Consider the following 25427-nt stretch of genomic DNA (forward strand, 5'->3'; position numbering starts at 1 on the left):
CTTCCCCCGCGTCATCGGTTCCTCCCGCGGGGTCGTGCTCTCAGTGCCGCCAGCCCGCCCTGGGCGTCCTCGATGACCAGCCGTTCCGCGGTCGCCGAGTCGCCCTGCCGCAGGGCGCGTACCAGGGCGCGGTGACCGGCGTAGCGGTCCAGGCCGAAGCGGTCGTCCGCGGCGATCTTCTCAAGGCGCAGGGCCCGGCGCTCGGGCTGGGAGAAGACCTGGGACTGTTCGAGGAGCCGGATCAGCATCGGGTTGGCCGCGCAGGCGTTCACCGCCTCGTTGAACTCCTGCATCCGGTCGAGCAGCGCGCTGACGTGCCGGTCGACGTTCTCGCCGTTGCGGTGCCGGGTGACGCTGACGATCAGCAGGTCGTCGGCGGCGTCGAGGATCGCGTCGAGGGCGTCCAGCTGCTCGGGGGTGGCGTTTCTGGCCGCGAACCGGGCCACCAGGCCCCGCAGGCCTATCTCGACCTCGGCGAGGTCGTCGATGGCGCGCTCGGCGATGTCGGCCACGACGACGGTCCGGGGGCCCGTGCGCTGGATGAGCCCGTCGTGTTCGAGCCGCAGCAGTGCCTCGCGCACCGGTGTGGGGCTGACCATGAGCTGCTCGGCCAGGCCGCGCTCGGTCACCTTCTGTCCTGGGCGCAGCGTGCCGGTCCCGATCGCCTCCCGGAGGGTCCGGTAGGCGAGATCCGCCCGGGTCCCGCCGCGCGTGTGGGGTTCGTCCGTCGTCGGCCTGACCATCATGGGCTCACGATAACAGCCGCAATGGCACCTCTGGATGCTATGCGTTGACATTTTTGCTATGGCAAATAGTGTGGCTGCTGTCACATTCGAGGAGGACGCCATGGCCAGCTCGACGCGAGCCGAAAGCCGTTCGGCCGGCACCGGGAGGATCACGTTCTACGTGGCCCTGGCGGTGTTCGCCCAGGAGTCGACCTGGAACTTCTACGACAACCGGGTGCCCGAGCTGCTGCGGGACCACGTCGCCAGTGTCGCCGTGATCGGCCTGCTCATGGGCATGGACAACCTGCTGGGGATCTTCATCCAGCCCTACATGGGCAACCGGTCGGACAACACCCGGACCGCCTGGGGGCGCCGGATCCCGTACCTGGCGGTCATGATGCCGCTGGGCGCCGCGCTGTTCCTGCTCATCCCGCACGCGACGTCGACGGCCTGGCTGATCCTGGTGATCTTCCTCTACGCGCTGGTGATGAACAGCTTCAAGCCCGTCAGCGAATCGCTCATGCCCGACTTCATCGAGCCCGCGCGCCGGAGCCGGGCCAACGCCGTCGTGAAGATCGCGTCAGCGCTGACCACCATTGTGGCCGCGCTGGTCAGCCTGCTGCTGGTCGACGACCACCCGAAGCTGGCCTTCGCCGTTCCCTCCGGCCTCATGCTGGTGGCGGCGGCGGTGCTCGTCTGGCGGGTGCGCGACAGCCGCTCGCCGGCCTACCGGGCCGCCCTCGCGGAGGACGAGGCGTCGGCGGCCACCGGGCCGCGCGACACGAGAGCCAAGATCAGGTTGAGGACCGTCGTCGGCGACCTGGTGTTCGACCCCGACCGGCGCCGGTTACTGCTGATCGTCGCCGTGTTCGTCTTCGGGGGAGCGTGGTTCGCCTCGCGTTCCCTGATGACCCCCTACGGCGTGGAGGTCCTCGGCCTGTCCGACGGCGAGGCGGGCGGGCTGACGCTGCCGAGCGGGATCGCCTTCATCCTCGCCGCCTTCCCCGCCGCGCTGCTCGCCGAACGGTTCGGGCGGCTGCGGGTCATGGCCGCCGGGGTGACGGTCTTCGGCACGGGCGCGCTCCTCGGGGCCGTCGTGCAGACCCCGGCGGTCACCGTCGTGGCGTTGTGCCTCGCGGCGGCCGGCGCCGCCGGATTCGTGATCAACGCGGTCGTCGTGCTGTGGAACCTGGCTCCCTCGAGCCGCGTCCTGGGCGCCTACACCGGCCTGTACACGGTCGGATGGGCCGGCGGGGGATTCGCTGGCCCGGCCCTCGTCGGCCTGGCGGTCGACGTCACCGGATGGCGTCTGATGCTCCTGCACATCGCCGTCCTGGCCGTCGTCGCCGTACTGCTGGTCGTCCGGGTCGACCGGCTCCGGCGCGCGGCCGTCGCGGGGGAGGGCGACCGGTGAGCACCCCGCCCACCGTGCCCACCGTCCTCGTCACCACCGACTACCTGGCACCCGGCGACGAGGTGGACGTCCTCCTGCGCGACGCCGGCCTCACCACCCGGCACCGTCCGCTGCGGAAAACCCGCGAGCGCGACGAGCTCGTCGCGATCCTGGACGGCTGCCAGGGCGCGCTGATCGCGAACGAGCCGATGACGGCCGAGGTGTTCGCGCGCGTCCCGGCTCTTCGCGCGGTGGTACGCACCGGCGTGGGCCACGACTCCGTCGACGTCGAGGCCGCGACCCGCGCGGGCGTTTCGGTGAGCAACCTGCCCGGCGTCAACGCCAACGCCGTGGCCGAGTACACGATGGCCCTGCTGCTGGCCCAGGCTCGCCGGCTGGTGCCGGTCGCCGCCGGCGTCCAGGCCGGCCGCTGGCCGCGCGAGGACGGTCACGAGCTTCGCGGCAGAACGCTCGGGCTCCTGGGGTACGGCGCGGCGGCCAGGGCCGTGGTGCCTCTCGCCCAGGCCTTCGGGCTGTCGGTGCTGTGCACGACCGGCGTGCCGCGGAGCCTGCGCCGCGACGCCTCCGTACGGTTCGTGGACCTTCCCGAGCTGCTGGCCGCGGCGGACTTCCTCTCCCTGCACACGGCGCTCACGCCGGCCACCCGGCACCTGATCGGCGCGTCCGCGCTCGCGCGGATGAAACCGACGGCGCACCTGATCAACACCGCCCGCGGCGCCCTCGTCGAGGAGACGGCGCTGGCCGCCGCGGTGCGCGCGGGCCGGCTCGCCGGTGCCGCCCTCGACGTCACCGGCACCGAGCCGCTCCCGTCCGGCAGCCCGCTGCGCGACGTCCCCGGCATCACGGTCTACTCCCACCTGGCCGGGCAGACCGCCGAGGCCCGGCGGGCCGCCGGCCTCGAAGGCGCCCGCGAGCTGGTGGCCGCCCTGCGGGGACGTCCCCGCTCCTCGCTCAACGCACACCTGCTCCCGCCCGTACGGCCCGGGGCGGCGTGACCCGCGCGCCGCGGGACCGGCGGTACGACCAGTGATCACCAAAGAGATGAGGACGACATGACGAGGACGTTCGCGGCCGGGGATCGCGTTCCGAGGGAGGCGGTCAGGATCCTGGTTCCCAGCGGGATGCTCGGGGCGGGGTTCCCGCCGGAGACGGTCGACCGGGGGGTCGCGCTCGGGGCCGACGTGATCGCCGTCGACGGCGGTTCCACCGACTCCGGGCCGTACTACCTGGGCTCGGGGACGGCGAAGACGACCGCCGCGGCCGTCGCCCGTGACCTGCGGATCCTGCTGCGGGCCTCGGCCGGCTCCGGCATCCCGCTGATCGTCGGCTCGTGCGGCACGAGCGGCACCGACTCCGGCGTCGACTGGGTCGCCGGAATCGTCGACGGGATCCTGCGGGAGGAGGGCCTGGAGCTGAGGGTCGCCCGCATCTACAGCGAGCAGACGGCCGCCGCCCTGAAGGAGAAGCTCAACGAGGGACGGATCCACCCCCTGGCGCCGATGGGCGAACTGGACGCCGCCACGCTGGACGGCTGCAGCCACATCGTCGGCATGATGGGCCACGAACCCATCGTGGCGGCCCTGGAGGCCGGGGCCGACGTGGTGCTCGCCGGCCGGGCCACCGACACCGCCGTCGCCGCCGCGTACCCGCTGATGAAGGGCATGCCGGCGGGCCCCACCTGGCACGCGTCCAAGATCATCGAGTGTGGCGGGCAGTGCACCACCAACCCGCGCACCGGCGGTGTCCTGGCCACCGTCGACCAGGACGGCTTCACCGTCGAGCCGCTGGACCCGGCCGCCGCGTGCACCCCGACGTCGGTGGCGGCGCACATGCTCTACGAGACGGTCGACCCGTTCGAGATGCGGGAGCCGGCGGGCACGCTGGTCGTCTCCGACGCCGTCTACACCCCGCTGGACGAGCGCCGGGTGCGCGTCGAGGGGTCACGCTTCGAGCTCGCCGACCAGTACACGATCAAACTCGAGGGAGCCCGCGTCACCGGCTACGAGACCATGTCCTTCACCGCCATCCGGGATCCGCACATCCTCGCCCGGATCGAGGAGTGGGTCGCGCTGATGTACGAGATCCTCGCCGGGCGCGTGCGGCAGACGCTGGATCTCGAACCCTGCGAGTACGCCGTGGACATCCGCCCCTACGGCTACAACGCCGTGCTGGGGAGCATCGACCCGGCGTCCGGGCCGCCCCGGGAGGTCGGGGTGATGATGCTGGTCAACGCCCCGGACCAGGCCACGGCCACCGCGATCGCCAAGATCGCGAATCCGCTGATGCTGCATCTCCCGACTCCCGACATGAACTACCTGCCCAGCCTGGCCTTCGCCACCTCGCCGGCCGAGAGCGAGCGCGGCCCCGCCTACCAGTTCGTGCTCAACCACGTCGTGGACGTCGACGAGCCCACCGACATGTTCCGCATCGAGATCGCCGAGGACGGCTCCCGTGACTGACGACCGCAGGCCCACGCTGGGCGAACTGGCCCTGGAGGTCCGTTCGAAGAACGCCGGCCCGTTCTGGGTCACCATGGAGCTGTTCATGCGCACGGCGGAGGACTACGCGACCGTCGCCGACGAGGACTTCATCAACGAGGAGGTCGTCGCGCGGCTGTACGACCTGGACCCGGCGAACATCCAGATCTTCCGCATCCCCGCCCTCAACGTCGTGAAGATCTCGTTTCCCCGGCCGGTGGCCCAGGGCAGCCTGCGCGACCGGGACATCCACGCGGGCCAGCACCACGTCCCCCTGGCGGCGCTCGTGCCCGGGTGAGAGCCCGCACGGTGGCGCCATCGGCGGCACCCGCCGGTGCGGCGTCACCCGGCGGCGGCGAGCACGGCTTTGAGGGACGCCTCGAGGATGTCCACGCCGGCGTGCAGCTCGTCCTCCCCGATCGTGAGGGGCGGGGCGATGCGGAAGATGCCGCCCATCCCGGGTAGCTGGACGATGTTCATGTGCAGGCCCCGTTCGAGACAGGCCGAGGTGATCGCGTTGCCCAGCGCGTCGGCGGGCGCCTTGCTCTTCTTGTCCCTGACGAGCTCGACGCCCTGGAGCAGGCCACGGCCGCGGACGTCACCGACGACCTCGTAGTCGTCGCGAAGCGCCAGCAGCCGGCCGGTGAGCTGATCGCCCAGCGTCGCGGCACGCCGGGTGAGGTTCTCGCGGTCGATGACGTCGAGGACCGTCAGCGCGACGGCGGCCGCCAGGGGGTCGGAGACGTGGGTGGTGTAGAAGAGGAAACCCCGGTCGTGGCAGACCTGCTCGATCTCGGCGGTCGTGACGACGGCCGCCACCGGCAACCCGGCTCCCAGGGTCTTCGACAGCGTCAGGATGTCGGGGGCGACCCCGTCGCGTTCGAACGCGTACATCGTGCCGGTGCGGCCGAGACCGGTCTGCGCCTCGTCCAGGATGAGCAGCATGCCGCGTTCGTCGCACATCGCCTTGAGGCGCCGCAGATACCCGGGCGGCAGGTCGATGAGCCCGCCTGAGGACAGGATGGGCTCGATGAGGCAGGCGGCGAGACTCCCGGCGGACTGCCGGTCGACCAGGGCGAAGCCGTAGTCGAGCTCGGCCTCCCAGTCGTGGGAGCCGTCGCGGGACCGGAACGGCGAACGATAGGCGTTCGGCGTGGGCAGCGCGAGGTTTCCCGGCATCGGGGGACCGTAGCCGCGCCGCCCGGCGGAGAAGGTCGCGGCGGCGGCCCCCTGGGTCATGCCGTGCCAGGAGCGGTCGAAGGAGACGATCTCGAAGCGGCCGGTGGCGAGCTTGGCCATCTTGATCGCGGCCTCGTTCGCCTCGGCTCCCGTGGTGAGCAGCAGCATCTTGCCGAGCTGCGGGGGCAGGGTGGCGGTGAGCCTGCGGGCGAGCTCCAGCACGGGAGCGCTGAGCATGCCGCTGAAGAGGTGGTCCAGCGACGCGACCGCGGACGAGACCGTCGCCACGATGTCGGGGTGCCCATGGCCGAGGATGGAACTCATCTGCCCCGAGGTGAAGTCGAGGATCGGCGTGCCCCGGTGATCGAAGACGTACGCGCCACGGGCGCGTTCGATGACCCGCGGGGTGAAACCGGCTCCGTAGCGGATCAGGAGGCGGTCCGCCTCGTCCCAGAACGTCGTGTCCATCGCCAACCCTCTCTCACCGCGCCCGAGACGACGCCGGATGTCCTGCTCGATGCCATCCTTTACCGTCGGCAAAGCTCGGAACAAGCAAACAAATGCGGCTCATCGTTCGGCATTGCCTTACCTTTGGTGCCATGCTCAACCCGCAACGTCTCGCGATCCTGCGCGCGGTCCTGGCAGCCGGGTCGATCGGCAGAGCGGCGCGGAACCTCGGCTACTCTCCCGCGACGATCAGCCAGCACATGACCACCCTGGCGAGGGAGACCGGGCTGGTCCTGTTCGAGAAGCAGGGACGCGGCATCACCCCCACCGACGCCGCACGGCACCTGGCGGATCAGGCTCAGTCGCTCCTGGCCGACTTCGGACGCCTCGAACGAGTCGTCGCAGACCTCCGGGGCGGTCAGGCACAGCATCTGGCGATCGCCTGTTTCGCCTCCGCGGCCGAGCGGTGGATCCCGGAGGTCGTGCGGACCGTTCGCCGCCACCAGCCGAACCTCACCGTCGAGATCAGCCTCAACGAACCTGTCGACGGGCGTGGCCGCCGACGCCCGGACCTCGACATCCGCACCGAGCCCGCGGGCGGAGCCGGAGTGCACCTCGACGGCTACCTGCGTCACGAACTCCTCGTCGAGGAGCTCCTCGCCGTGCTCCCCGGCGCCCACCCTCTCGCCGGCGCCGGCGAAGTCGCCCTCCGGGACCTCGAAGGCGAGCCCTGGATAGATCACGACATCTACGACAGCCCGATCGGGCAGATCATCTTGACCGCCTGCGGGGCCGCCGGATTCACGCCGCGCTACGCCGCCCGCCTGGACGATCACCGGGCGGCGCTGCGGCTGGTGGAGGCGGGCATCGGCGTCACCGTCCTGCCGCGCCTGGCCGTCGCCGAGCTCCCCGGCGGAGTCGTCGCCAGGCCCGTGGTCCGCCCCGCCGTCCTGCGGCGCGTCGTCGTCCACGCCCACCGGGATCGGCGCCGCGGCGACCTCGTCGCCCGCGCGGTGGCACAGCTTCGCGACAGCGCCCAGGAGGCGGAACCGGCGTAGCGCGGCCGCCTCCTGCCGCCTCCCGTTCCACGCGGGAGCCGGCCGGGCCGGCTCCCGCGGGCTCGGGGTACGCCGGCGCGGCGAAAACCGCCGGTTCAGGAACGGTGACCGGTGAAGGTTCAGGAGCGGTGATCGGTGAAGGTTCAGGAGCGGTGGTCGGTGAAGGGGCCGCCGGCGGTGAAGGCGAGCTTGGCGAAGCGCTCGCCGATGCGGCGGTGGGTGGCGGCGTCCGGATGGAGTTCGTCGGGCAGCGGCAGCTCGGCGAAGTCGGCCTCCCCGTAGAGGTCGCGGCCGTCGAGGTAGTGCAGATTCGGGTCCTCGGCCGCCCGTCGCTCCACGATCCGGGCCAGCTCGTCCCGGATGACGCCCAGGGTCAGTTTCCCGCTCGCGCGCTCCGCCGGGTCGCCCGTGGCCCGGAACCGCAGCCGCCCGGCGCCGAGGTCGGTGAAGTCCAGGGCGCTGGGACCGGGTGTGTCCTCGTGGATGGGGCAGTGGATGGGCGAGACGACCAGCAGCGGTGTGCCGGGGTGGCCGTCGCGGATGGTGTCGAGGAAACCGTGGACGGCCGGGGTGAAGGCGCGCAGGCGCATCAGGTCGGTGTTGACCAGATTGATGCCGATCTTGAGGCTGATCAGGTCGGCGGGGGTGTCGCGCATGGCGCGGGCGGTGAACGGGTCGAGCAGGGCGCTGCCGCTCAGGCCCAGGTTGATCAGTTCCACGCCGCCGAGGGAGGCGGCGAGCGCGGGCCAGGTGGTGGTGGGGCTCGCGGCGTCGGAGCCGTGGCTGATCGAGCTGCCGTGGTGCAGCCAAACCTTGCGGCCCCGGTCCGGTGCGGGCTCGACGGGGGCGTCGACGCGCAGGGCGATGAGTTCGGTGGTCTCGTTGTGCGGCAGCCAGATCTCGACGTCCTTCACCCGGTCGGGCAGGCCGGTGAAGCGGAGGGTGCCGGCCGGGCCTGGCCGGTGCTCGACGGTCCCGGTGGTCATGTCCACGGTCAGGGTGTTGCCGCCGGTCACGCCGGCCTGGCCGGCCAGGCGGCCGTCGACGAGCAGGTCGTACACGCCGTCCGGGCGGGGCGGGGCACCGACGTAGGCCCGTTTGGTGGGCAGCGTGTCCAGTTCGACGGCGGTGGCCCGGGTGCGGAAGACCAGCCGTACCCCGGAGGGCTGGGACTCCGCCATGGCGAGTTGCCCGTCGGCGTACTGGGCGCGGGCACGGGCGGGCAGCCGGTGCGGCAGCACACCGTGCGCGGTGTCCTGCAGGTCGAGCGCGCCGCGCAGGAGGTCCGCGGTGATGGGCGTGGTGATCCATTCGGGTGTGGTGTGCATGGGTCTCAGCCTGTTGATCGAAGTTTTCGGATTATCAGGATTGTCGGAATTGTCGGGATTCGCCGGTTCGCCGCGCGGGCGGCGGCACCCGGGCGGGGGAGCCAGGGTCAGGGCGGGCGGGGGAGCCAGGGTCAGGGCGGGCGGGGGAGCCCGGGTCAGGGCGGGCGGGGAAGCCAGGGTCAGGGCGCGGGCCAGTTCCGCAGCAGGGCGTCGAGGGCGTCCAGGACTCGTGACCAGGTTTCCTGCGTGTCGGGCGCGCTGTGGCTGAACCCGCCCCCCATCTCCAGGCTGACGTAGCCGTGGAAGACGCTGCCCAGCAGCCGGACCGCGTGCGTCTGGTCCGGTTCCCCCAGGTCGTAGCCGCGCAGGACCGCTCGCGTCATCTGTGCGTGCCTGCCGCCGGCACTGGCGGCCGCCTCCTCGGGAGTCAGCCTCAGCTGGGTGGCGGCGTAGCGGCCGGGATGCTCCCGGGCGTAGTCGCGGTAGACGTTGGCGAAGGCGGCCAGGGCGTCCTTGCCGGCCCGCCCGGCCAGGGCGGCGGCGACCCGGTCGGCGAGTTCCTCCAGGGCGAACAGGGCGATCCTGGTCTTGAGCTCCTGGGAGTTCCTCAGATGCGAGTACAGGCTCGCCACCTTGACGTCGAACCGCCTGGCGAGCTCGGAGACGGTCACCTGGTCGAAGCCGACCTCGTCGGCCAGTTCCGCCCCGGCCCGGGTCAGGCGTTCGGCGGTCAGTCCTGCGCGTGCCATGGCCTTCCCCTCATTCGGCATAGTCGATTATGCATATGCCTAATACCTTTAGGCAAATCGACCTTGCTTTTAGGGGTTGAGCGCCGAAGACCGCATCGACGGGAACCTCGAGGGTCCTGCCCGGCCTCGGACGGTGTCCGGTCACCTGGCCGGAGCGGCCGGGGCCGGTGACGGGGCCGGGACTCGGGGTCCGGTCAGCGCCACGGTTCTTCGGGGGTGCCGGTTCGCCGGTTGTGGTGATCCAGCAGTTTGGACAGCAACTCGGTCAGCCCCTCTCGCTCCTCGGGCGAGAGGGGAGCCAGCAGCTCGTCCTGGCATTCGGCCAGTCGCTTCTCCAGCCGCCGCAGCTGCCGCTTGCCCGCCGAGGTGAGCGAGATGACGTTGCGCCGCCGGTCGGAGGGGTCCGGGGCACGCTCGACCAGCGCGCGCTCGGCGAGTTCGTTGATCGTCGCGACCATGTCGCTGAGGTGGATGCCGCTGCGGCGGCCCAGTGTGGCCTGGCTGGCCGGGCCGGACCTCTCCAGCGTCGCCAGCAGGCGGTAGTGGTAGCCGCGGGCGCCGACGGAGGAGAAGCCGTCGCTCACCAGGCGGTGCGAGTGGTGGGCGGTCTGGCCGAGCAGCCAGCTGGGCAGGCTCTCCCACTGGGCGGGCGCCTCCTCGGGCGGGTTCTCCATGCGACGAGTCTAGCAAGTCGTTCGGCGCACTAATGATTGTGTTATCGTTCGTGGAGTAAACGTTAGCTATCTGAACGTTTAGTCGGCAAATGAACCTCCCCGGAGTTGAGACCATGATCAAGCCGTTCCGCATCGACATCGCCCAGGCCGACCTCGACGACCTGGCCGACCGGCTCGCCCGCACTCGCTGGCCCAACGAGGTCGCCGACGCCGGGTGGGACTACGGCTTCCCGCTGGCGCGGCTGAAGGAGCTCGCCGAGCACTGGCGCACCCGCTACGACTGGCGCGAGCACGAGGCCGGGCTCAACGAGCTCCCGCACTTCACCACCGAGATCGACGGCCAGAACATCCACTTCGTCCACGTCCGGTCCGCGAAGCCGGACGCGCTCGCGCTGATCCTCACCCACGGCTGGCCCGGCTCGTTCCTGGAGTTCCTCGACGTCGTCGAGCCGCTGTCGCGCGATTTCCACCTGGTGATCCCGTCCATCCCGGGGTACGGCTTCTCCGGGCCGACCCACGAGCGCGGCTGGGACGCCGTCCGGATCGCGCGGGCCTGGGCCGAGCTGATGCGCCGTCTCGGGTACGAGCGCTACGGCGCGCAGGGCGGCGACTTCGGCGCGGGCATCTCCCTGGCGCTCGGTGCGGCGGCACCCGAACGGGTCATCGGGGTGCACGTCAACTACCTGCCGACCCGCCCGGTCCCGGACGCCGACATCCAGCTGTCCGCAACGGACGAGGCCCGGCTGGACAAGGTCAGGCAGCTGATGGCGAATCGTCCGCCGTACCAGGCGCTGCAGGCCCTCACCCCCCAGACCATCGGCTACGCGCTGACCGACTCGCCGGTCGGCCAGCTGGTCTGGATCGCCGAGCGCTTCGCGCACTGGACGGACCCCCGCTCGCGGATCGGTGACGATCGGATGCTCACCGGCGTCTCGCTGTACTGGCTGACCGCCACCGCGGCCTCCTCGGCGCGGCTGCACCACGATGTTCCGCGGGGGCAGCCCGTGCCGTGCCAGGTGCCGGTCGGCGTGGCGGTGTTCGCGCACGACATCACACAGTCGGTGCGACCGCTGGCCGAGCGGCTGTACGACATCAGGCACTGGTCGGAGTTCGAGCGAGGTGGCCACTTCGCCGCGATGGAGGTGCCCGACCTGCTCGCCGGGGACGTCCGGGACTTCTTCCTCACCCGCCTCGAGCACGACCGGCACGTCGCCATCGGCTAGACGAGTAAGTCCGAAGTCCGGTCAGTGATCGTAGGCGATCAGTGACCGGGTGATGGGCTGGCCGGTGGCGCGGTTGTGGGGACAGATTCGTCTGTCGTGAGGCGCAGCCCGGGTGGGCAACGCCCGGCCTACCACCGACGCGCCTCACGGGCGAGCTCATCAGCCGCTGCACCTGGCCGTACCTGCTCTTCGCTTTGGGACTTACTCGTCTAGTTGGTCTGGGTCTCGATACCCGAGGCGCTCAGCGGGCCCGCAGCCCGTTCAGTACAACATCGAGGTAGTGGCGGCCGACTGCGGCTTGCTCCTGCGGATCGACGGCTGGATGCATCCTGGCTGAGAAGGCGATTCCACAGATCAATGGCGTCATGTCGGCGAGCGTGATGCCGGGCGCCAGCCGCCCTGCGGCCTCGGCCCGTTCGAATAGTTGAGTGAACAGCGAGGACAACTGATCGAGCAGATGCGCTGTGCCAGGTAGGGCGGTCGTGGGTGCGGACAGTACGGGGGACAGGGCGGCGTCACTTAGTTGCGCGTCTACGATCCTGACCAGGAAATCGCGAAAGGCCGTCCAAGGGTCGTCCTGCTCCACGGCCCGTTCGGCGGCCTGGATCAGCGCCTCCAGTCCGTCCACCGCCACCGCCTCGATCAACGCCTGAGGCGTTGGGAAGTGCCGGTACACCGTGGCGACGCCGACGCCGACCGCGCGGGCCACCTCGTTCAGCTGAATGGGGGTGCCGTCCGCGACCAGCTTCCGGCCGATCTCGATGATTCGCTGACGGTTGCGTGCTGCGTCCTTACGGAGCGGGGAAGCGGTCACTTCTCCAGCATAAACGGATAGCAGCTCCACTTGTCCCGCCTGGGCTCGGAGTCTCCGGGCGGTCGACTCGGACAATGAAGCGGATGGTTCATCCGTTTAGTGCTAAGGTAAGGAAACCGGATGATCCATCCGTTTCGCTGCCCGTTCGGTTCTGGAGAGAACATGCAGATCCTCATCACCGGGGGCACCGGCTACTTGGGCTCGGTGCTCGTCGACCACTTCCTCGCAGCAGGCCACGAAGTAGTGGCGCTGACCCGGTCTCCGGAATCAGCAGCGAAAGCGACCCAGGCGGGCGCGCGTCCTCTGCTCGGCAGCCTGACCGACACCGCGCTCCTGGAAAGGGCTGCAACACAAGCCGATGCCGTGGTGCACACCGCAGTCGACTATGCCGGCGGCGATGATGCGGTCACGGCAGAAGCCGCTGCTGTGGAGGCGCTGACCCGTGGGGCGGGAAAGGCGGGTACTGGCAAACCGTTCATCTACACCAGCACGAACCTGGTCTACGGGCTCGACCCCGCCCATTCCCGCGACGAAGACGCAGAACTGCCGGAGCCGGGTCTGCTGCCGTCCAAGCTCGTCGGCGAGCGCTTGGTGCGCGAGGCGGCGGGCCTGAACGGCATCATCATCCGTGCGAGTCTGGTCTACGGTCGAGGCGGCACCATGCTGCTGACCAGTCTGATCGGCGCCGCGACCCGCTCGGGCGCTGCCACCTACATCGGCTCCGGCGACAACGAGTGGACCCCGGTGCACGCGGACGATCTCGCCCGCCTGTACCTGAGGGCCCTGGAGCATCCGGTGGCGGGCATCTACAACGCGTCCGGACCGCAGCAGTTCACCTTCCGCGAACTTGCCGAGGCGATCGCGGATCTGACCGGAACCACCGCGACCTCGATCACCGCCGAACAGGCCGAGAGCGCCATGGGGCCGATGGCCGCGCTGCTTCAATCCTCGGCGCGCACACCTTCCCGGAAGGCGCACGAGACGTTCGGGTGGAGCACGAGCGGTCCCGCCCTACTGGACGACGTGCGCTCCGGCTCCTACCAGGTTGTGAACCCGTGAGCCCCAGCCTGGCCAGCCACGCCATCGTCGGTCTGCTGCGTGTAACAGGAGTGAAGAAGCGCCAGTTCAAGCCCAGCCGTTTCCTTACCGAAGTGGCTAACCCGTCCCCGCCGCGCCTGCCGGGTGTCACGGTCCGGCGGGAAGAGGTCGAAGGCTGGCCGGTCTATCGGCTGACGCCCGTCAATCCGGTGAAGCACTACGCCCTCTACATCCACGGCGGCGCCTGGGCCGCCCCAATCACCACGCAGCACTGGCGCCTGGCCGCCCGGATCGCCGTTGAATCCGGCCGCGAAGTCGCCCTGCCCCTCTATCCGCGTCTGCCCACCGCTACCCACGCCGACGTCCTTCCGGTCATGCTGGGTCTGTTTCAGCACGTCCAGAAGCAGGGACCGACCGCTCTGATCGGCGATTCAGCGGGCGCGAACATCGCTTTGTCCGTGCTCCAGGCCCTGACCCCGCAAGGCGAGCGCCCGGATATCACCGTTCTCATCTCACCTGCCCTCGACCTGACCTTCACCAATCCGAAGATCGCCGACATCGCATCACGTGACCCGTTGCTGAATCTCGAGCACATCCGAGTTCTCGCGGCCCGCTGGGCAGTCCCAGCCGACCCTTCAAACCCGCAGGCCAGTCCTCTGAACGGCCACCTGGACCACCTCGGACTCGTCCACGTGTACGCCGGGACTCGCGACGTCCTCTTCCCCGACGCCGTCCTGCTCCGGGACCGGAGCGAAAACATGGCCGGAACCGATCTTCACCTGCACATCGGCGAGGGAATGATCCATGACTGGCCGATCATGCCGACCCCGGAGGGCCGTCGGACGGCCGGAGACGTCATTGCCCTTCTGCGAGGCGCGCGTACCGAGCGGCCCGGCCGGCCCAACTCGGATCCCACCGGGGGTGCGGCCGGAATGCGGTGGAAAGGGGCCGCCAAGCCCCCGCGCAGGACGGGAGATTCAGCTCGAACATGACGGGATGAATCCGGCGTGATAACGCGATCTCATACGTTTCCGCAGGCCACGTTGTTCGCTAACGCTTAGGAGTCTTATGTCAACCCTTCCGGCTTCGGGTCTGGCTCCTGCGCCGTCTCGCCTCCCGCGTCATCGCCGGGCGACGCCAGGTGCAGCGTCGCCCACCCGTCCGCGCCCGCCTCCATCCGCCAGGCCGGCGGCCATACCCGCCGCTCGCGCTCAGCCGCCGGCGCCACCCGCACTTCGTCCAGCCGCGCCCGCTTCAACCCTGTCGCCCCGTCGAACAGGGCGTGGCTGGTGAAGGTCGCCCTGGCGAACCAGGCGTCGCTGGTGAAGGTCGCCCCGCCGAACACGCACCGCCCACTGAAACAACGCAATGGGGCCGTCGCCGGAGTTCCACGCGTGCGCCGCCAGCACCGACACCAACTCGGCCTCGCCATCGGCGAACTCCCGCAGCCGATGCGCCATCTGAATCTGCCCCGCGTGCTCGAGACGGGTGCTCTCGCGCTGCGCGTAGGTCTTCACGCACGACGCACCGGAGATCCCCAGCTGCTCGGCCAGGCAGTCCAGGACCTCGGTCGGCACCCCATACGCGCCGTCATCGAAGTGGTTAAACAGTTACATCGCGATCACTCAACGTACGGAGGGACCCGCCGCCGGACAGCGCACCGCGGCCTGTGCGATGGAGCGGGAACATACGCCAAGCCTCTCCGGATCCCGCATGCAGCCGTCATGGCTGACCTGCGCGAACGGGCTTAGCGTACGTTTTCGTTCCGCTGCACTTCGACCCCGAACTCCTGGGCCGAGGTGCAGGAGTACATCCGCCACGACGAGGTCGGTGCCGACTTACTCGTCCAGGTGCGACAGCCGTGGACGGCGCGGTCGGCGGCGGGCGCGATGCCGGCGTCCCCGAGGTTCCTGATCGCCCGGGGGACAGGTCATGCTCGCGCGCCGGGCCCTCCGGGCCTCATGGATACATCACCGATTGAAGGTTCGTCACGGTGGAAGCGGCGATTTTCGGTGAAAAGTTTACATCGAGTGTTCAACGATACCGTTGAAGCCATGGATATCAAGGACATGGCCCTGCCGCTCGATGGCGAGGGCGTCTCGGCGTTCCTGCGGTCGCTTCCCGCCAAACCCCTGCTGCTCGGCCTGGGCGAGGCCAGGCACTTCGTGGGGGAGCTGGGCGAGTTGCGCAACGAGATCTTCCGGCATCTGGTCGAGCAGGAGGGCTACCGGTCGTTCGCCATCGAGAGCGACTGCCTCATGGGCCTCGTGGTCGACGACTACCTCACGACGGGCGCGGGCACGCTCGACGACGTCATGGAACGCGGTTTCAGCCACGACTTCGGCACCTTCCCGGCCAACCGCGAGCTCGTACGCTGGATGCGGGCGTACAACGAGGAGCATGACGAAAAGCTCCGGTTCTTCGGGTTCGACGGCCCCCTGGAATATTGGGCGGCGAGCCCCCGCCAGGCGCTCACCGCCCTGCACGACCTCCTCGAAGGCCCGCTGCCCTGTACCGGGGAGACCCTCGACACGCTGCTGGGCCCGGACGAGCGGTGGGCGAACGAGGCCTCGGCCATGGATCCGTCCCAGTCGATCGGCCGGTCCGCCGACGCCCAGCGGCTGCGGCTGATCGCCGACGACCTGGTGGCACTGCTCGACACGCAGGTGCCGCGGCTGGACGCCGAGGACAGGGAGCGGGCGGCACTGTACGGGCGCACCGCCGTCGGCCTGCTCCGTTACCACTACTGGATGGCCGACGCGTCCCCGGCGCGGTGGGGCCGCCTGTCGGCCCTGCGGGACGCGATGATGGCCGCCAACCTGCGTACCGTCGCCGAGCACGGCCCGGCCCTGGTCTTCGCCTCCAACCTCCACCTGCAGCGGAACGAGAGCCTCATGCGGTTCGGCGACCAGACGCTGGAGTGGTGGAGCGCGGGGGCGATCACCGCGACGCACCTGGGGGACCGGTACGCCTTCCTGGCCTCGGCCTTCGGCACGGTCGGCGACGACACCCCGTCCCCGGACACCGTCGAGGGCCTCCTGTCGACGCTCCCGTGGGAGCACTCCCTCCTCGACGCCCGCCGCCTGGCCGAGGCCGTCACGAAGCCCGCCCCGCGCACCTCCCACGATTTCGCCTATTTCCCGCTGGACCCGGCCCAGCTCGGCATGATCGACGGCATCGTCTTCCTCAAGCAGGCCGTCCGGCTGAAAAAGCTGGGTTGACGGGCGCGTGCGCGCCAGGCCGTGCTGACGCGCACGCGCATCGATCACACCGTCGACCTCACGGTCGCGCCTGCTTCGGCAAGGTGAGGATCTCGGCCCCGTCGTCGGTGATGGCGATCGTGTGCTCGCTGTGTGCCGTCCGGCAGCCTGTCGCGCTTCGGAGCGTCCACCCGTCGGCGTCGGTGACGAGCTGGTCGGTGTCCGCCATGACCCACGGCTCCAGTGCCAGCAGCAGGCCGGGGCGCAGTTGGTACCCGCGGCCGGGCCGTCCGGTGTTCGAAACGTGCGGGCCCTGGTGCATCGTCGATCCGATGCCGTGACCTCCGAACTCGGTGTTGATCGGGTACCCCGCCTGGCTGAGGACCGAGCCGATGGCATGGGAGATGTCACCGATGCGAGCCCCGGGTCCGGCCGCGGCTATCCCCGCGCTCAGCGCGCGTTCGGTCGCGCTGATCATCGCGACGCTCTCCGGGGGCCTTGACTCGCCCACGACGAAGCTGACGGCGGCGTCTGCGGCGACTCCACCCTTGGAGACGGCGAGGTCGAGTGTCAGCAGATCGCCGTCGGCGAGCGCGTAGTCGTACGGCAGCCCGTGGAGCACGGCGTCGTTGACCGACGTGCAGATGTAGTGGCCGAACGGCCCGCGTCCGAAGGACGGCTCGTAGTCGACGTAACAGGACAGCGCGCCAGCCTCGACGATCATGGTCTTGGCCCACCGGTCGATGTCCAGGAGGCTCGTGCCGACCGTGCTGCGACTTTTCAGCGTCTGCAGGATGTCGGCGACCAGGGCGCCTGCCTCCCTTGCCCGGGTGACTTCGGTGGGGTTCAAGATTTCGATCATGCGGCGCCCTTCTCGCGCAACCAATAACTATCCCGGCCATATTATCCCGGTGCTGGGGCCGGTGCGGACCTCGGATCTTCACGTGGGCTGACGGCTTCGGACCCGCAAGACGGCTCCGTGTGGATTCCGTGTGGATGAGGGTCCGCGAGGTGGCTGCCGGGGTCCTGCCGAAAGCGGATCCCTCTGATCCCAACCTTGTGCAGGCCCTAGAATCGGAGCCATGGTCAGGTTGCCGCTCACACCCGCGGAGGTCGAGCGCGGACAGCGCCTCGGTGCCCTGTTGCGTCGCGCCAGGGGGGAGCGCTCGATGCTCGAGACCGCGCTGGACGCGGGTGTCTCGCCGGAGACCCTTCGAAAGATCGAGTCGGGCCGCGTGGCGACCCCCGCCTTCCCGACCATCGCGGCGATCGCCGAGGTCCTCGGTCTTTCCCTCGACGCGGTGTGGGCCGAGATCAACCAGCCTGACGGCGGGGTCGAACCCACACGGTCAGGGCGTAACGCACGTGAACGGCTGGCCTCGTAAGCCTCGAGCCCGCAACCGCTTCGCAACGGCCGGTGAAGCTTCGCAACGGCCGGTGAAGTCGGGCACCGTGGTGCCGGACGCCCCGCCGGAGATCCCCGAACCGCACGTCCACGCCCGCCGCCGCCACGCGAACCGGGCCGCGCCGAGCTCGGCGCGGCCCGGTTCGCGTTGTCCCGGCGGGCGGTGGCGCGCGCCACGAGCGCAGGTTCTGTCGCGTGCGAACCCCGGCCGGTTCAACCCGGCAACCCGCGCTCGTTCTCCTTCGCGCCGCGTCTCGCGCTCGTTCTCCTTCGCGCCGCGTCTCGGGCGCGACCCGGCCGGGAACCGCTCAGTGATCGGCGGCCGTGGCGTGCTCCCGGGCCAGCCGCTCCTCGCCTGACAGCGTGTTGAGCGGCTTCTCCTTGATGAACAGGACCGCCACCAGCGCGAGCGCGGTGAGCGGCACGCCGATGAGGAACAGGTCGGCGGTGGCCGTCGCGTACACGTCCTGGATGACGCGGACGACGGGAGCGGGCAGTTTGGAGATGTCGGGTACGGCGTCGCTGTCGCCGCCCGCGCCGCCGGCGGCCATCGGGCCGAGCTTCTCCGTCATGAGCGTGGTGATCCGGTTGGCCAGCACCGCGCCCAGGGCGCTGACGCCGACGGCGCCGCCCATGCTGCGAAAGAAGGTCAGCACCGAGGTGGTGGCCCCCAGGTCGTGGGCGGGTACGTCGTTCTGGGCGGCCAGGACCAGGTTCTGCATGAGCATGCCGACGCCGACGCCGAGCACCGCCATGTAGAGCCCGAGCAGTACCGTGCCGGTCTGGCCGTCGATGGTGCTGAGCAGGCCCATCCCGGCGAGCATGACGATGCCGCCGGCCACCAGGAAGCCCTTCCATCGGCCCCACTTGGTGATGAGCTGCCCGGCCACGGTGGAGGAGACCAGCAGGCCGAACACCATCGGCAGGCTCATCAGGCCGGCGACCGTCGGCGACTTGCCGAGCGCCACCTGGAAGTACTGTGACAGGAAGACCGTGCCGCCGAACATGGCCACGCCGACCAGCACACTCGCCACGGTGGCGAGGGCGACGGTGCGGTTCTTGAAGATGGTCAGGGGAATGATCGGCTCAGCCGCCCGCGACTCCACCCAGACGGCCAGCGCGAGGATGAGCACGCCGCCGCCGACGAGGGCGGCGGTCCACCAGGAGCCCCACTCGAACTGGTTGCCCGCCAGCGACGACCAGATCAGCAGCGTGGACACGCCCGTCGTGATCAGCAGGGCGCCCAGATAGTCGATCTTCACGTCCTTGCGTACCACCGGCAGGTCGAGCGTGCGCTGCAGCAGGACGATGGCCAGGATCGTGAACGGCACGCCGATGAGGAAGCACCAGCGCCAGCCGAGCCAGGAGGTGTCCACGAGCACGCCGCCGATGAGCGGGCCCGCCACGGTGCCGACGCCGAACACGGCGCCGAAGATGCCGGCGTAGCGGCCGAGCTCACGCGGCGGGATCATGGCCGCCATCACGATCATCGCGAGCGCGGTCATGCCGCCGGCGCCGACGCCCTGCACGACGCGGCTGACAATGAGGATCTCCACGTTCGGCGTGAGGCCCGCGATCAGCGAGCCCGCCACGAACAGTCCCAGCGAGAGCTGGATCAGCAGCTTCTTGTTGTAGAGGTCGGCCATCTTGCCCCAGAGCGGCACCGTGGCCGTCATGGCCAGCAGCTCCGAGGTGACGATCCAGGTGTAGATGGTCTGCGAGCCCTGCAGGTCGGTGATGATGCGGGGCAGGGCATTGGCCACGACGGTCGAGGCCAGGATGGATACGAACATGCCCACCATCAGCCCCGACAGCGCCTGCAGGACCTTTCTCCTGGAGGTGGGCGCCGCGGCCACTGCCTCGGGCTGCGCGCTGGTGGATGTCATCTTTCCTCGATTTCTCAGGTGGGGATCGGCGCTCCGCGAGATTCCTGCGGACGCCGGCGGAACGGGAACGTTCACGGGGTGATCGAAAAAGGGTGGTGACCGGGGCGGTCACGGATTGGGCAGGCCTGCGGCGAGCTGGGAGAAGGCCTCGTCGACCAGGTCGGCCAGCGCCGGCCGGCCGTCCGCGGCACTCCAGCGCATCATCGCCGCCCGGAAGGCCGCCATGGCCACCGCGGTGGCCAGCTCGGGATAGCCGCTCGTGCCCAGGGCGACGCCGGCCCGGTGCGCGACGGCGGCCGACACGGCACGCTCGGTCTCGGTGCCGCCGGCGACCAGCCGTGGAAGGAGCGACGGGTTCTGCTCGAACACCTTCAGCCGCAGCAGCCATTGCTCGCGCTGTTGCTGGACGCGCTCGGCCTCGACCCGCGACATCAGACGCAGCGCCTCCAGGACCGGCACCTCCGCGGGCACGGCCTCCAGCCTCTCGCGCAGCTCGGCGGCGGACGCCGGGCTCGCGCCGACGAGCGCGTCCTCCTTGGACGGGAAGTAGTTGAAGAACGTGCGGGAGGAGAGGTCAACCGCCTCGGCGATGTCCTCCACCGTGACACTCGCCAGACCGCGCTCGGCCACCAGCGTCAACGCGGCGTGCTCCAAGGCCGCGCGGGTCTCGAGCTTCTTCCGATCTCTACGGCCGAGCTCGTAGTGGGCGCTCTCTACGGGGGTCACGGTGCCAACTGTAGGGAAGAACTTGCAGATTCTGCAATGTTTCATATTCTGAAGTGCGGAAGATCACATGGGGAGGGGAGCCGGTGGGACGGCGGCCGGCCGCCATGGAACCTTCTCGTGCAGCACCGAGCCGGTCAGCGGCACGCAGGGGAAGCCGATCGGCTCTCACCGGAGACGTCGGAGCAGTGCGACTATCCTCGACACGCCACACCAGAGAATCTCGGACCGGGAACCTGCCGTGAAATACGTGATCCTGATCTACAGCAACCCGGAGTCCCGGCAGTTGTGGAGCCGGCTTCCCGCCGAGCAGCGCCGTGAAGGGCTCGAGGCGTACACCGCCCTCAACGAGGCGCTGACCGCGACCGGCGAACTGATCGTCGCGGAGGCTCTCGCCGACCCGGCCGCGGGAAGGCGGGTTCGCGTGGAGTCGGGGCTGGCAACCGCGACCGACGGCCCCTTCGCCGAGGCCAAGGAACTCATGGCCGGTTTCTACCTCGTCGAGTGCGACGGCATCGACCGTGCACTTGAGATCGCCGCCCGCATTCCCGAAGCGGCGATGGGCCTGGTCGAGGTGAGGCCGGTGACGGCGCTGTCCGGCTTCGAGGCATGAGTCACGCGAAGGAGGCGTCGGTGGTTCACACGGAGCGTCGGTGGTTCACACGGAGCGTCGGTGGTTCACACGGAGTGGACGCCGGCCGTCGCGCTGCCGTTTCCCGCTCCGCTGAGACGTTCCCATTACGGCGTCAGCCGCGCAGCGCCGACCAGGACCCGTGGTCGGCCAGGCGCAGCAGGGCCGACAGGCCGGCCTCGTCGAAGGCCGTCTCCAGCTCCGCGCGCCCTTCGGAGAAGTGCGTCCATCCGTCGTAGTGGGCCGGGATCACGACCGTGACACCCAGCACCGCGGCGGCGGCCGCGGCCCGGTGGCCGTCCATCGACACCGGACGTCGCCGGAACTTGCCCGGTACGCGGGCCGCCCCGGCGTTCAGCACCGCCGCGTCGATCTCCGGCACGTGCCGGGCGATCGCGGCCACGGCGCGCATGGAGGCGTTGTCGCCGCTGACGTACACGGTGGGCAGGCCCCGGCCCGACAACACGAAGCCGGTGACCTCGCAGTTGATGTTGCCCTCCGGGTCCCGCTCGCCGTCCTCGGGGCCGTGCACGGCGGGGACGGCCAGGACACTCAGGTCGCCGCCGCCGTCAGGGCGGGGCAGCACGAAGGTCGCCCAGGGGGCCAGGCCCACCGCCGGCGCGCCGAGCCGGTCGGCCGCGCCGGGCACGGTGAGCGTCAGGTGAGCCGCCCTTGCGAAGGCGCGGCCCCGGTCGTCGAGGTTGTCCGGATGGGCGTCGTGGCTGACCAGCACCAGGTCGACGGCCCCCAGTCGGTCCTCGGTCAACGCCGGGCCGAGCGTCTTGGTCAGGTAGCCGTGCGGGCCGGGGTCGTCGAAGGTCGGGTCCACGACGACGCGCAGGCCACCGGCGTCGATGACGGTCGTGGGACCGCCCAGCACCGTCGCGGCGCAGTCCTGCCGGGGCAGTTCCTGATCACTCACGGGTCCATGCTGCAACCCCGTGAGGCGTTTCCCCGGGCGACACACCGGCGGGCCGCACCCGTACGTGATCGGCAGTGGTGGAGGCGGGCGGTTCCCCGATGCGCGCGGGCATCGGACCGGCGGCATGGCATCGCGACCTGTTCGGATTGCGGCCCTCGCCCCGGACACCGGCCCCGGGCACCGGCGACGCCTGAGCCGGCGGCGGGACCAGCGTCGCCGGAAAACCGTTTGAGCCTTCCTCCCGTGTTTTTGTATGTTGCCTGCGACCCCGTCGCAGTGAGGACAGAGGACGAACCGCGTGACCCCGCCTGCTCTTTAGACCTGACACCTTCTTCCGCTCACCTTCAAGCCGGCCTTCCCGCCGGCTCTGCCGGGCTGCCCGCGCGCGCCCGGTCATACAGCGTTTGAGGCCGCGCGCAATCGGCCTCGTGTCAGGTCTAGAGAGATCATGTCTTCACAACCTCATATCGTGCTGCCCTGGGTCGTTCGTCGGACCAGGCTGCCCCTGCTGTCGTTGCGGTGCGTGGACTGCCGGTCGGAGTCGGCCACCACCGGCGAGGGCAGGTTCCGCGTCAACGCCAACGGCAACCTGCTGGACGTGTGGCTGCTGGTCCGCTGCGTGTCCTGCGATCGGACGAGCAAGCTCACCGTGCACGAGCGGGCGCCGGTCAGGTCCTTCGATCCGGCCGAGCTCGACGGCTACCACGCCAACGATCCGGAGCTGGTGGCGTCCAGGCTGCTGGATCCGCTGCTCGCCCGGCGCAACCGCTTCACCCTGGACTGGAGGGGGGCCTGGCGGCTGGACACCCCCTCGGCATGGCTCGATGAGGCGTGGCCGGTCCAGGTGGAGATCGTCTTCGACGATCCGGTGCCGGTGCGCCCGGAGCGGCTCATCGCACACGGGCTCGGCTTCAGCAGGAACGAGGTGCGGCGCCGGATCAAGTGCGACATTCCGCTGCGCCGTACGACGAGCGCCGGGTTCACCTTCACCGTGATGGCCAGGAACTAGACGAACCGTGATGGCCGGGAACTAGACGAGGAAGTTCGAAGTCCGGTCAGTGGTCGTAGGCGATCACTGACCGGGCGACGGGCCGGCCGGTGGTGCGGTCGTACCGGATCGCGACCGCACCACATCTCCGCTCGTACCGGATCGCGACCGCCCACACCTCCGCTCGTGCGCCGACGCCTCCTCGTCCATCACCCTCGCCCGGCCATGGACATGAGCGCAGGAGCCCGCGTACCGTCGCGGATGGCGCAGCCCTTCCAGCGCCGTCCGGTCGTCCGGCGTCAGGGCCTGCCTCTAACCGGTCGATAACCGGTCGAGCAAACAGGTGCGCAGTCTGGCGGCGTCATGCGGTGCCGCGGGCGTCACCTGGAAACGGACATCACCCGGAAACGGACATCGCCTGGAAATCCTGGGCGTCACGCCGGCGGCCGGGCGAGTTTGGCGGCCACGGCGTCGAGTACCCAGTCCAGGCCGGTCGCGAAGGACGCCTCGGCGTCCACCTCCGTGCCGTCGTACACGACCTTGGCCAGAGTCGGGAAGCGGCCCGTGGCCAGCATCTTTTCCACATGCGGGCCGGAGGCTCGCTGCCAGTCGTGCTTGGACAGGCCCGTGGCGCGCTCGGCGCGCAGGTTCGCGATCTCGCGCCTGATCGCGCCGGTGAAGTAGGCGCTGACGGTCTCCACGGCGCGCAGGACGGTGTCGAGGTCGGCGAGGCCGTCGAGGGCGGCCAGCGTGGTCTCGGTCACGGCGAGGGCGTTCGGTCCCAGGTTCGGACGGCCGCCGAGCAGGTCGGCCAGCCATTCGTGACGGAGGGTGGCCCGCCTGGTGCGGTGGGCGTGGACGCGCAGCGCCTCCCGCCAGTCGCCGGGCCGCTCCTCGGGGAGGATCTCGGCGTGGACCTCGTCCACCATGAGGTCGAACAGCTCCTCCTTGGTGGAGATGTATCCGTACAGCCGCATCGGGCCGGCGTCCAGCCGGGCGGCGACCTTACGCAACGACACCGCCTCCAGCCCGCCCTCGTCGGCCAGCGCGATGGCGGCGGCGACGATTCGCTCCCGGTCGAGCGGCACGGGGCGGGTCGGCGGCTCCGGGCGGTCCCACACGGTCATGGGTACATCGTACTGTTGCGATACATCGTAATGGTAAAATACAGTGTATCGACATGAGACATCGTATCGCCGTGGTCGGGGCCGGCCCCGCCGGCCTCACCTTCGCCCGCGTCCTGCAGCGCCACGGTCACCCCGTCACCGTCCTCGAACGCGATCCCGCCCCCGACGCCCGCCCTCCGGGCGGCACGCTGGACCTGCACGAAGGGATGGGCCAGCTCGCGCTGGGCAAGGCGGGGCTGCTGGCGGGGTTCCAGGCGCTGTCCCGTCCCGAGGGGCAGGCCATGCGCATCCTGGACGCGGACGGGACCGTCCTTCGCGACTGGCGACCCCGTCCGGGTGACCGGGCGAATCCCGAGATCGACCGGGGACAACTCCGCGACCTGCTGCTCGGCCCCCTCGACGTTCGGTGGGGGCGGGATGTGACGGAGGTGGTGCCGGGGACCCGGGACGGCGTGCTGGTCCGTTTCGCGGACGGGCGGCAGGAGACGTTCGACCTCGTGGTCGGCGCGGACGGCGCCTGGTCCCGGGTCCGCCCGGCGATCTCGTCCGCGACGCCGCACTACACCGGCGTCACCTTGGTCGAGACCTCCCTGGACGACGTCGACACCCGCCACCCCGACCTCGCCCGGCTGGTCGGCGACGGTTCCGTGGCCGTGTACGGCGTTAACCGCGCCCTCGTCGCCCAGCGCAACAGCGGCGGTCACGTCAAGGTGTACGCCCAGTTCCGCGCGCCGCTGGACTGGCACACGAACCTGGACCGGCATATGGGCCTGAACCGGCGCGCGGGCACGGAAGCGGGCCTGGAAGCGGGCCTGGAAGCGGGCACGGAAGCGGGCCTGGGCGCAGGCATGGAGGCGAGCCTGGACGCAGGCATGAAAGCGGGCCTGGACCTGACCGACGTCGAGGCCGTGCGATCGATCCTGACGGCCCTGTTCGACGGCTGGGCCGCTCCCGTCCTCGACCTCCTCCGCCACGGCACCGCTTTCGTCCACCGCCCCCTCCACGTCCTGCCCGTGTCCCACACCTGGGCCCACGTCCCCGGGGTGACGCTACTGGGCGACGCCGCCCACCTGATGCCCCCGTTGGGGGTGGGCGCGAACCTCGCGATGCTGGAAGGCGCCGAACTCGCCGAGTCCGTCGCCGCCGCCCCCGGCCCCGGCGATCTGGACGAGGCCGTCCGCGCCTTCGAGGAACGGATGTGGGCACGGGCCGGCAGGTGGGCGGAGATCACGACGGCCGGCCTGGAACGCCTCGTGAGCCCGGACCCCGCCGAAGCCCTCGCCCTCTTCGACGAAGTTCAGCCATCCTGACTGCCGGGCACGGCTGCTGGAACACCAGGGCGTCCAGTCCCACCGCCACAATCCGGACCGATCCTCCCCGGCGGCCTATCTCGGGTCATGCCCCCTCGTTTCAGGGGCC

The 25427-nt window shown here is 70.3% G+C and carries 25 protein-coding genes; 13 read left to right on the plus strand and 12 right to left on the minus strand.

The window, feature by feature from the left end; genetic code table 11:
- Nucleotides 1–11: 11 nt before the first annotated feature.
- Entirely contained in the window at nucleotides 12–746 is a 735-nt protein-coding gene (locus AB0F88_RS26355) for a GntR family transcriptional regulator (RefSeq protein ID WP_362689300.1), read from the minus strand.
- Between the two features lie 70 nt (nucleotides 747–816).
- Here AB0F88_RS26355 and AB0F88_RS26360 point away from each other — a divergent pair, with 70 nt between their 5' ends.
- The 4 genes from AB0F88_RS26360 to AB0F88_RS26375 are packed head-to-tail and all read left to right on the plus strand — an operon-like array spanning nucleotide 817 to nucleotide 4914.
- A complete protein-coding gene (locus AB0F88_RS26360) occupies nucleotides 817–2139 on the plus strand; it encodes an MFS transporter (RefSeq protein ID WP_362689302.1) in 1323 nt (440 codons plus the stop codon).
- A complete protein-coding gene (locus tag AB0F88_RS26365; protein ID WP_362689305.1) occupies nucleotides 2136–3134 on the plus strand; it encodes an NAD(P)-dependent oxidoreductase in 999 nt (332 codons plus the stop codon). Before AB0F88_RS26360 ends, AB0F88_RS26365 begins: the two co-directional genes overlap by 4 nt.
- 57 nt (nucleotides 3135–3191) lie before the next feature.
- On the plus strand, nucleotides 3192–4598 hold the full coding sequence (locus AB0F88_RS26370) for an acyclic terpene utilization AtuA family protein (protein WP_362689308.1): 1407 nt from the start codon (nucleotides 3192–3194) through the stop codon (nucleotides 4596–4598).
- Nucleotides 4591–4914, plus strand: coding sequence for a DUF4387 domain-containing protein (locus tag AB0F88_RS26375; RefSeq protein WP_362689311.1), 324 nt, complete (start codon nucleotides 4591–4593; stop codon nucleotides 4912–4914). The genes AB0F88_RS26370 and AB0F88_RS26375 overlap by 8 nt, the downstream gene beginning before the upstream one ends.
- A 44-nt stretch (nucleotides 4915–4958) precedes the next feature.
- On the opposite strand, the gene AB0F88_RS26380 is transcribed toward AB0F88_RS26375, so the two are convergent.
- Nucleotides 4959–6263 carry an aspartate aminotransferase family protein gene (locus AB0F88_RS26380; protein ID WP_362689314.1) on the minus strand — a complete coding sequence of 435 codons (1305 nt, stop codon included), beginning with the start codon at nucleotides 6261–6263 and terminating at the stop codon, nucleotides 4959–4961.
- Nucleotides 6264–6394: 131 nt separating this feature from the next.
- On the opposite strand from AB0F88_RS26380, the gene AB0F88_RS26385 reads away from it, so the two are divergent.
- On the plus strand, nucleotides 6395–7300 hold the full coding sequence (locus AB0F88_RS26385) for a LysR family transcriptional regulator (RefSeq protein WP_362689317.1): 906 nt from the start codon (nucleotides 6395–6397) through the stop codon (nucleotides 7298–7300).
- A gap of 143 nt (nucleotides 7301–7443) precedes the next feature.
- Here AB0F88_RS26385 and AB0F88_RS26390 read toward each other — a convergent pair whose 3' ends face one another.
- The 3 genes from AB0F88_RS26390 to AB0F88_RS26400 form a co-directional block, all read right to left on the minus strand.
- Nucleotides 7444–8628, minus strand: a complete 1185-nt coding sequence (locus AB0F88_RS26390) for a GDSL-type esterase/lipase family protein (protein WP_362689320.1) — start codon at nucleotides 8626–8628, stop codon at nucleotides 7444–7446.
- 179 nt (nucleotides 8629–8807) lie between these two features.
- Complete coding sequence (locus tag AB0F88_RS26395) at nucleotides 8808–9377, minus strand: WHG domain-containing protein (protein ID WP_362689323.1); 570 nt, start codon at nucleotides 9375–9377, stop codon at nucleotides 8808–8810.
- A 194-nt stretch (nucleotides 9378–9571) separates the two neighbouring features.
- Nucleotides 9572–10051: a MarR family transcriptional regulator gene (locus AB0F88_RS26400; RefSeq protein ID WP_362689326.1), complete on the minus strand. Its 480-nt coding sequence runs from the start codon at nucleotides 10049–10051 to the stop codon at nucleotides 9572–9574.
- A 113-nt stretch (nucleotides 10052–10164) separates the two neighbouring features.
- Between AB0F88_RS26400 and AB0F88_RS26405 the strand changes: the two genes are divergently transcribed.
- Nucleotides 10165–11274, plus strand: a complete 1110-nt coding sequence (locus AB0F88_RS26405; protein ID WP_362689594.1) for an epoxide hydrolase family protein — start codon at nucleotides 10165–10167, stop codon at nucleotides 11272–11274.
- Between the two features lie 241 nt (nucleotides 11275–11515).
- Here AB0F88_RS26405 and AB0F88_RS26410 read toward each other — a convergent pair whose 3' ends face one another.
- Nucleotides 11516–12088, minus strand: coding sequence for a TetR/AcrR family transcriptional regulator (locus AB0F88_RS26410; RefSeq protein WP_362689329.1), 573 nt, complete (start codon nucleotides 12086–12088; stop codon nucleotides 11516–11518).
- Nucleotides 12089–12208: 120 nt separating this feature from the next.
- Between AB0F88_RS26410 and AB0F88_RS26415 the strand changes: the two genes are divergently transcribed.
- Entirely contained in the window at nucleotides 12209–13147 is a 939-nt protein-coding gene (locus AB0F88_RS26415; RefSeq protein WP_362689332.1) for an NAD-dependent epimerase/dehydratase family protein, read from the plus strand.
- Nucleotides 13144–14118: an alpha/beta hydrolase gene (locus AB0F88_RS26420; protein ID WP_362689335.1), complete on the plus strand. Its 975-nt coding sequence runs from the start codon at nucleotides 13144–13146 to the stop codon at nucleotides 14116–14118. Before AB0F88_RS26415 ends, AB0F88_RS26420 begins: the two co-directional genes overlap by 4 nt.
- A 219-nt stretch (nucleotides 14119–14337) precedes the next feature.
- Here the strand turns inward: AB0F88_RS26420 and AB0F88_RS26425 are convergent, their stop codons facing one another.
- A complete protein-coding gene (locus AB0F88_RS26425) occupies nucleotides 14338–14703 on the minus strand; it encodes a DUF4158 domain-containing protein (protein ID WP_362689338.1) in 366 nt (121 codons plus the stop codon).
- Nucleotides 14704–15180: 477 nt separating this feature from the next.
- Here AB0F88_RS26425 and AB0F88_RS26430 point away from each other — a divergent pair, with 477 nt between their 5' ends.
- Complete coding sequence (locus AB0F88_RS26430; RefSeq protein WP_362689341.1) at nucleotides 15181–16347, plus strand: erythromycin esterase family protein; 1167 nt, start codon at nucleotides 15181–15183, stop codon at nucleotides 16345–16347.
- Between the two features lie 58 nt (nucleotides 16348–16405).
- Here AB0F88_RS26430 and map read toward each other — a convergent pair whose 3' ends face one another.
- Nucleotides 16406–17188 (minus strand): type I methionyl aminopeptidase, encoded by a 783-nt coding sequence (map, locus tag AB0F88_RS26435; protein ID WP_362689344.1) that lies wholly within the window; start codon nucleotides 17186–17188, stop codon nucleotides 16406–16408.
- 220 nt (nucleotides 17189–17408) lie between these two features.
- Here map and AB0F88_RS26440 point away from each other — a divergent pair, with 220 nt between their 5' ends.
- A complete protein-coding gene (locus AB0F88_RS26440) occupies nucleotides 17409–17711 on the plus strand; it encodes a helix-turn-helix transcriptional regulator (protein ID WP_362689347.1) in 303 nt (100 codons plus the stop codon).
- 328 nt (nucleotides 17712–18039) lie between these two features.
- Here the strand turns inward: AB0F88_RS26440 and AB0F88_RS26445 are convergent, their stop codons facing one another.
- Both AB0F88_RS26445 and AB0F88_RS26450 read right to left on the minus strand, forming a co-directional pair.
- Nucleotides 18040–19617 (minus strand): MDR family MFS transporter, encoded by a 1578-nt coding sequence (locus AB0F88_RS26445; protein WP_362689350.1) that lies wholly within the window; start codon nucleotides 19615–19617, stop codon nucleotides 18040–18042.
- Between the two features lie 108 nt (nucleotides 19618–19725).
- Nucleotides 19726–20343 carry a TetR family transcriptional regulator gene (locus tag AB0F88_RS26450; RefSeq protein WP_362689353.1) on the minus strand — a complete coding sequence of 206 codons (618 nt, stop codon included), beginning with the start codon at nucleotides 20341–20343 and terminating at the stop codon, nucleotides 19726–19728.
- 238 nt (nucleotides 20344–20581) lie between these two features.
- Here AB0F88_RS26450 and AB0F88_RS26455 point away from each other — a divergent pair, with 238 nt between their 5' ends.
- A complete protein-coding gene (locus AB0F88_RS26455; RefSeq protein WP_362689356.1) occupies nucleotides 20582–20953 on the plus strand; it encodes a YciI family protein in 372 nt (123 codons plus the stop codon).
- Nucleotides 20954–21086: 133 nt separating this feature from the next.
- On the opposite strand, the gene AB0F88_RS26460 is transcribed toward AB0F88_RS26455, so the two are convergent.
- A complete protein-coding gene (locus AB0F88_RS26460; protein WP_362689359.1) occupies nucleotides 21087–21893 on the minus strand; it encodes an MBL fold metallo-hydrolase in 807 nt (268 codons plus the stop codon).
- A gap of 469 nt (nucleotides 21894–22362) precedes the next feature.
- On the opposite strand from AB0F88_RS26460, the gene AB0F88_RS26465 reads away from it, so the two are divergent.
- The gene (locus AB0F88_RS26465) at nucleotides 22363–22902 is read left to right on the plus strand and encodes a DUF1062 domain-containing protein (RefSeq protein WP_362689362.1); all 540 of its coding nucleotides are present in this window, start codon (nucleotides 22363–22365) and stop codon (nucleotides 22900–22902) included.
- A gap of 413 nt (nucleotides 22903–23315) precedes the next feature.
- On the opposite strand, the gene AB0F88_RS26470 is transcribed toward AB0F88_RS26465, so the two are convergent.
- Complete coding sequence (locus AB0F88_RS26470) at nucleotides 23316–24008, minus strand: TetR/AcrR family transcriptional regulator (protein WP_362689365.1); 693 nt, start codon at nucleotides 24006–24008, stop codon at nucleotides 23316–23318.
- Between the two features lie 53 nt (nucleotides 24009–24061).
- Here AB0F88_RS26470 and AB0F88_RS26475 point away from each other — a divergent pair, with 53 nt between their 5' ends.
- Nucleotides 24062–25318 carry an NAD(P)/FAD-dependent oxidoreductase gene (locus AB0F88_RS26475; RefSeq protein ID WP_362689368.1) on the plus strand — a complete coding sequence of 419 codons (1257 nt, stop codon included), beginning with the start codon at nucleotides 24062–24064 and terminating at the stop codon, nucleotides 25316–25318.
- Nucleotides 25319–25427: the final 109 nt, after the last annotated feature.

This window comes from Streptosporangium sp. NPDC023963 (genome assembly GCF_040639135.1).
GTDB lineage: Bacteria > Actinomycetota > Actinomycetes > Streptosporangiales > Streptosporangiaceae > Streptosporangium.

Excerpts from the sequence above, each read along its gene's own strand:
- AB0F88_RS26400 (WP_362689326.1), bottom strand. The coding sequence starts at position 10,051 with ATGGAGAACCCGCCCGAGGAGGCGCCCGCCCAGTGGGAGAGCCTGCCC.
- AB0F88_RS26445 (WP_362689350.1), bottom strand. The coding sequence starts at position 19,617 with ATGACATCCACCAGCGCGCAGCCCGAGGCAGTGGCCGCGGCGCCCACC.
- AB0F88_RS26385 (WP_362689317.1), top strand. The coding sequence starts at position 6,395 with ATGCTCAACCCGCAACGTCTCGCGATCCTGCGCGCGGTCCTGGCAGCC.
- AB0F88_RS26390 (WP_362689320.1), bottom strand. The coding sequence starts at position 8,628 with ATGCACACCACACCCGAATGGATCACCACGCCCATCACCGCGGACCTC.
- AB0F88_RS26415 (WP_362689332.1), top strand. The coding sequence starts at position 12,209 with ATGATCCATCCGTTTCGCTGCCCGTTCGGTTCTGGAGAGAACATGCAG.
- AB0F88_RS26355 (WP_362689300.1), bottom strand. The coding sequence starts at position 746 with ATGATGGTCAGGCCGACGACGGACGAACCCCACACGCGCGGCGGGACC.
- AB0F88_RS26470 (WP_362689365.1), bottom strand. The coding sequence starts at position 24,008 with ATGACCGTGTGGGACCGCCCGGAGCCGCCGACCCGCCCCGTGCCGCTC.
- AB0F88_RS26440 (WP_362689347.1), top strand. The coding sequence starts at position 17,409 with ATGGTCAGGTTGCCGCTCACACCCGCGGAGGTCGAGCGCGGACAGCGC.
- AB0F88_RS26380 (WP_362689314.1), bottom strand. The coding sequence starts at position 6,263 with ATGGACACGACGTTCTGGGACGAGGCGGACCGCCTCCTGATCCGCTAC.
- AB0F88_RS26395 (WP_362689323.1), bottom strand. The coding sequence starts at position 9,377 with ATGGCACGCGCAGGACTGACCGCCGAACGCCTGACCCGGGCCGGGGCG.
- AB0F88_RS26475 (WP_362689368.1), top strand. The coding sequence starts at position 24,062 with ATGAGACATCGTATCGCCGTGGTCGGGGCCGGCCCCGCCGGCCTCACC.
- AB0F88_RS26370 (WP_362689308.1), top strand. The coding sequence starts at position 3,192 with ATGACGAGGACGTTCGCGGCCGGGGATCGCGTTCCGAGGGAGGCGGTC.
- AB0F88_RS26430 (WP_362689341.1), top strand. The coding sequence starts at position 15,181 with ATGGATATCAAGGACATGGCCCTGCCGCTCGATGGCGAGGGCGTCTCG.
- AB0F88_RS26405 (WP_362689594.1), top strand. The coding sequence starts at position 10,165 with ATGATCAAGCCGTTCCGCATCGACATCGCCCAGGCCGACCTCGACGAC.
- map (WP_362689344.1), bottom strand. The coding sequence starts at position 17,188 with ATGATCGAAATCTTGAACCCCACCGAAGTCACCCGGGCAAGGGAGGCA.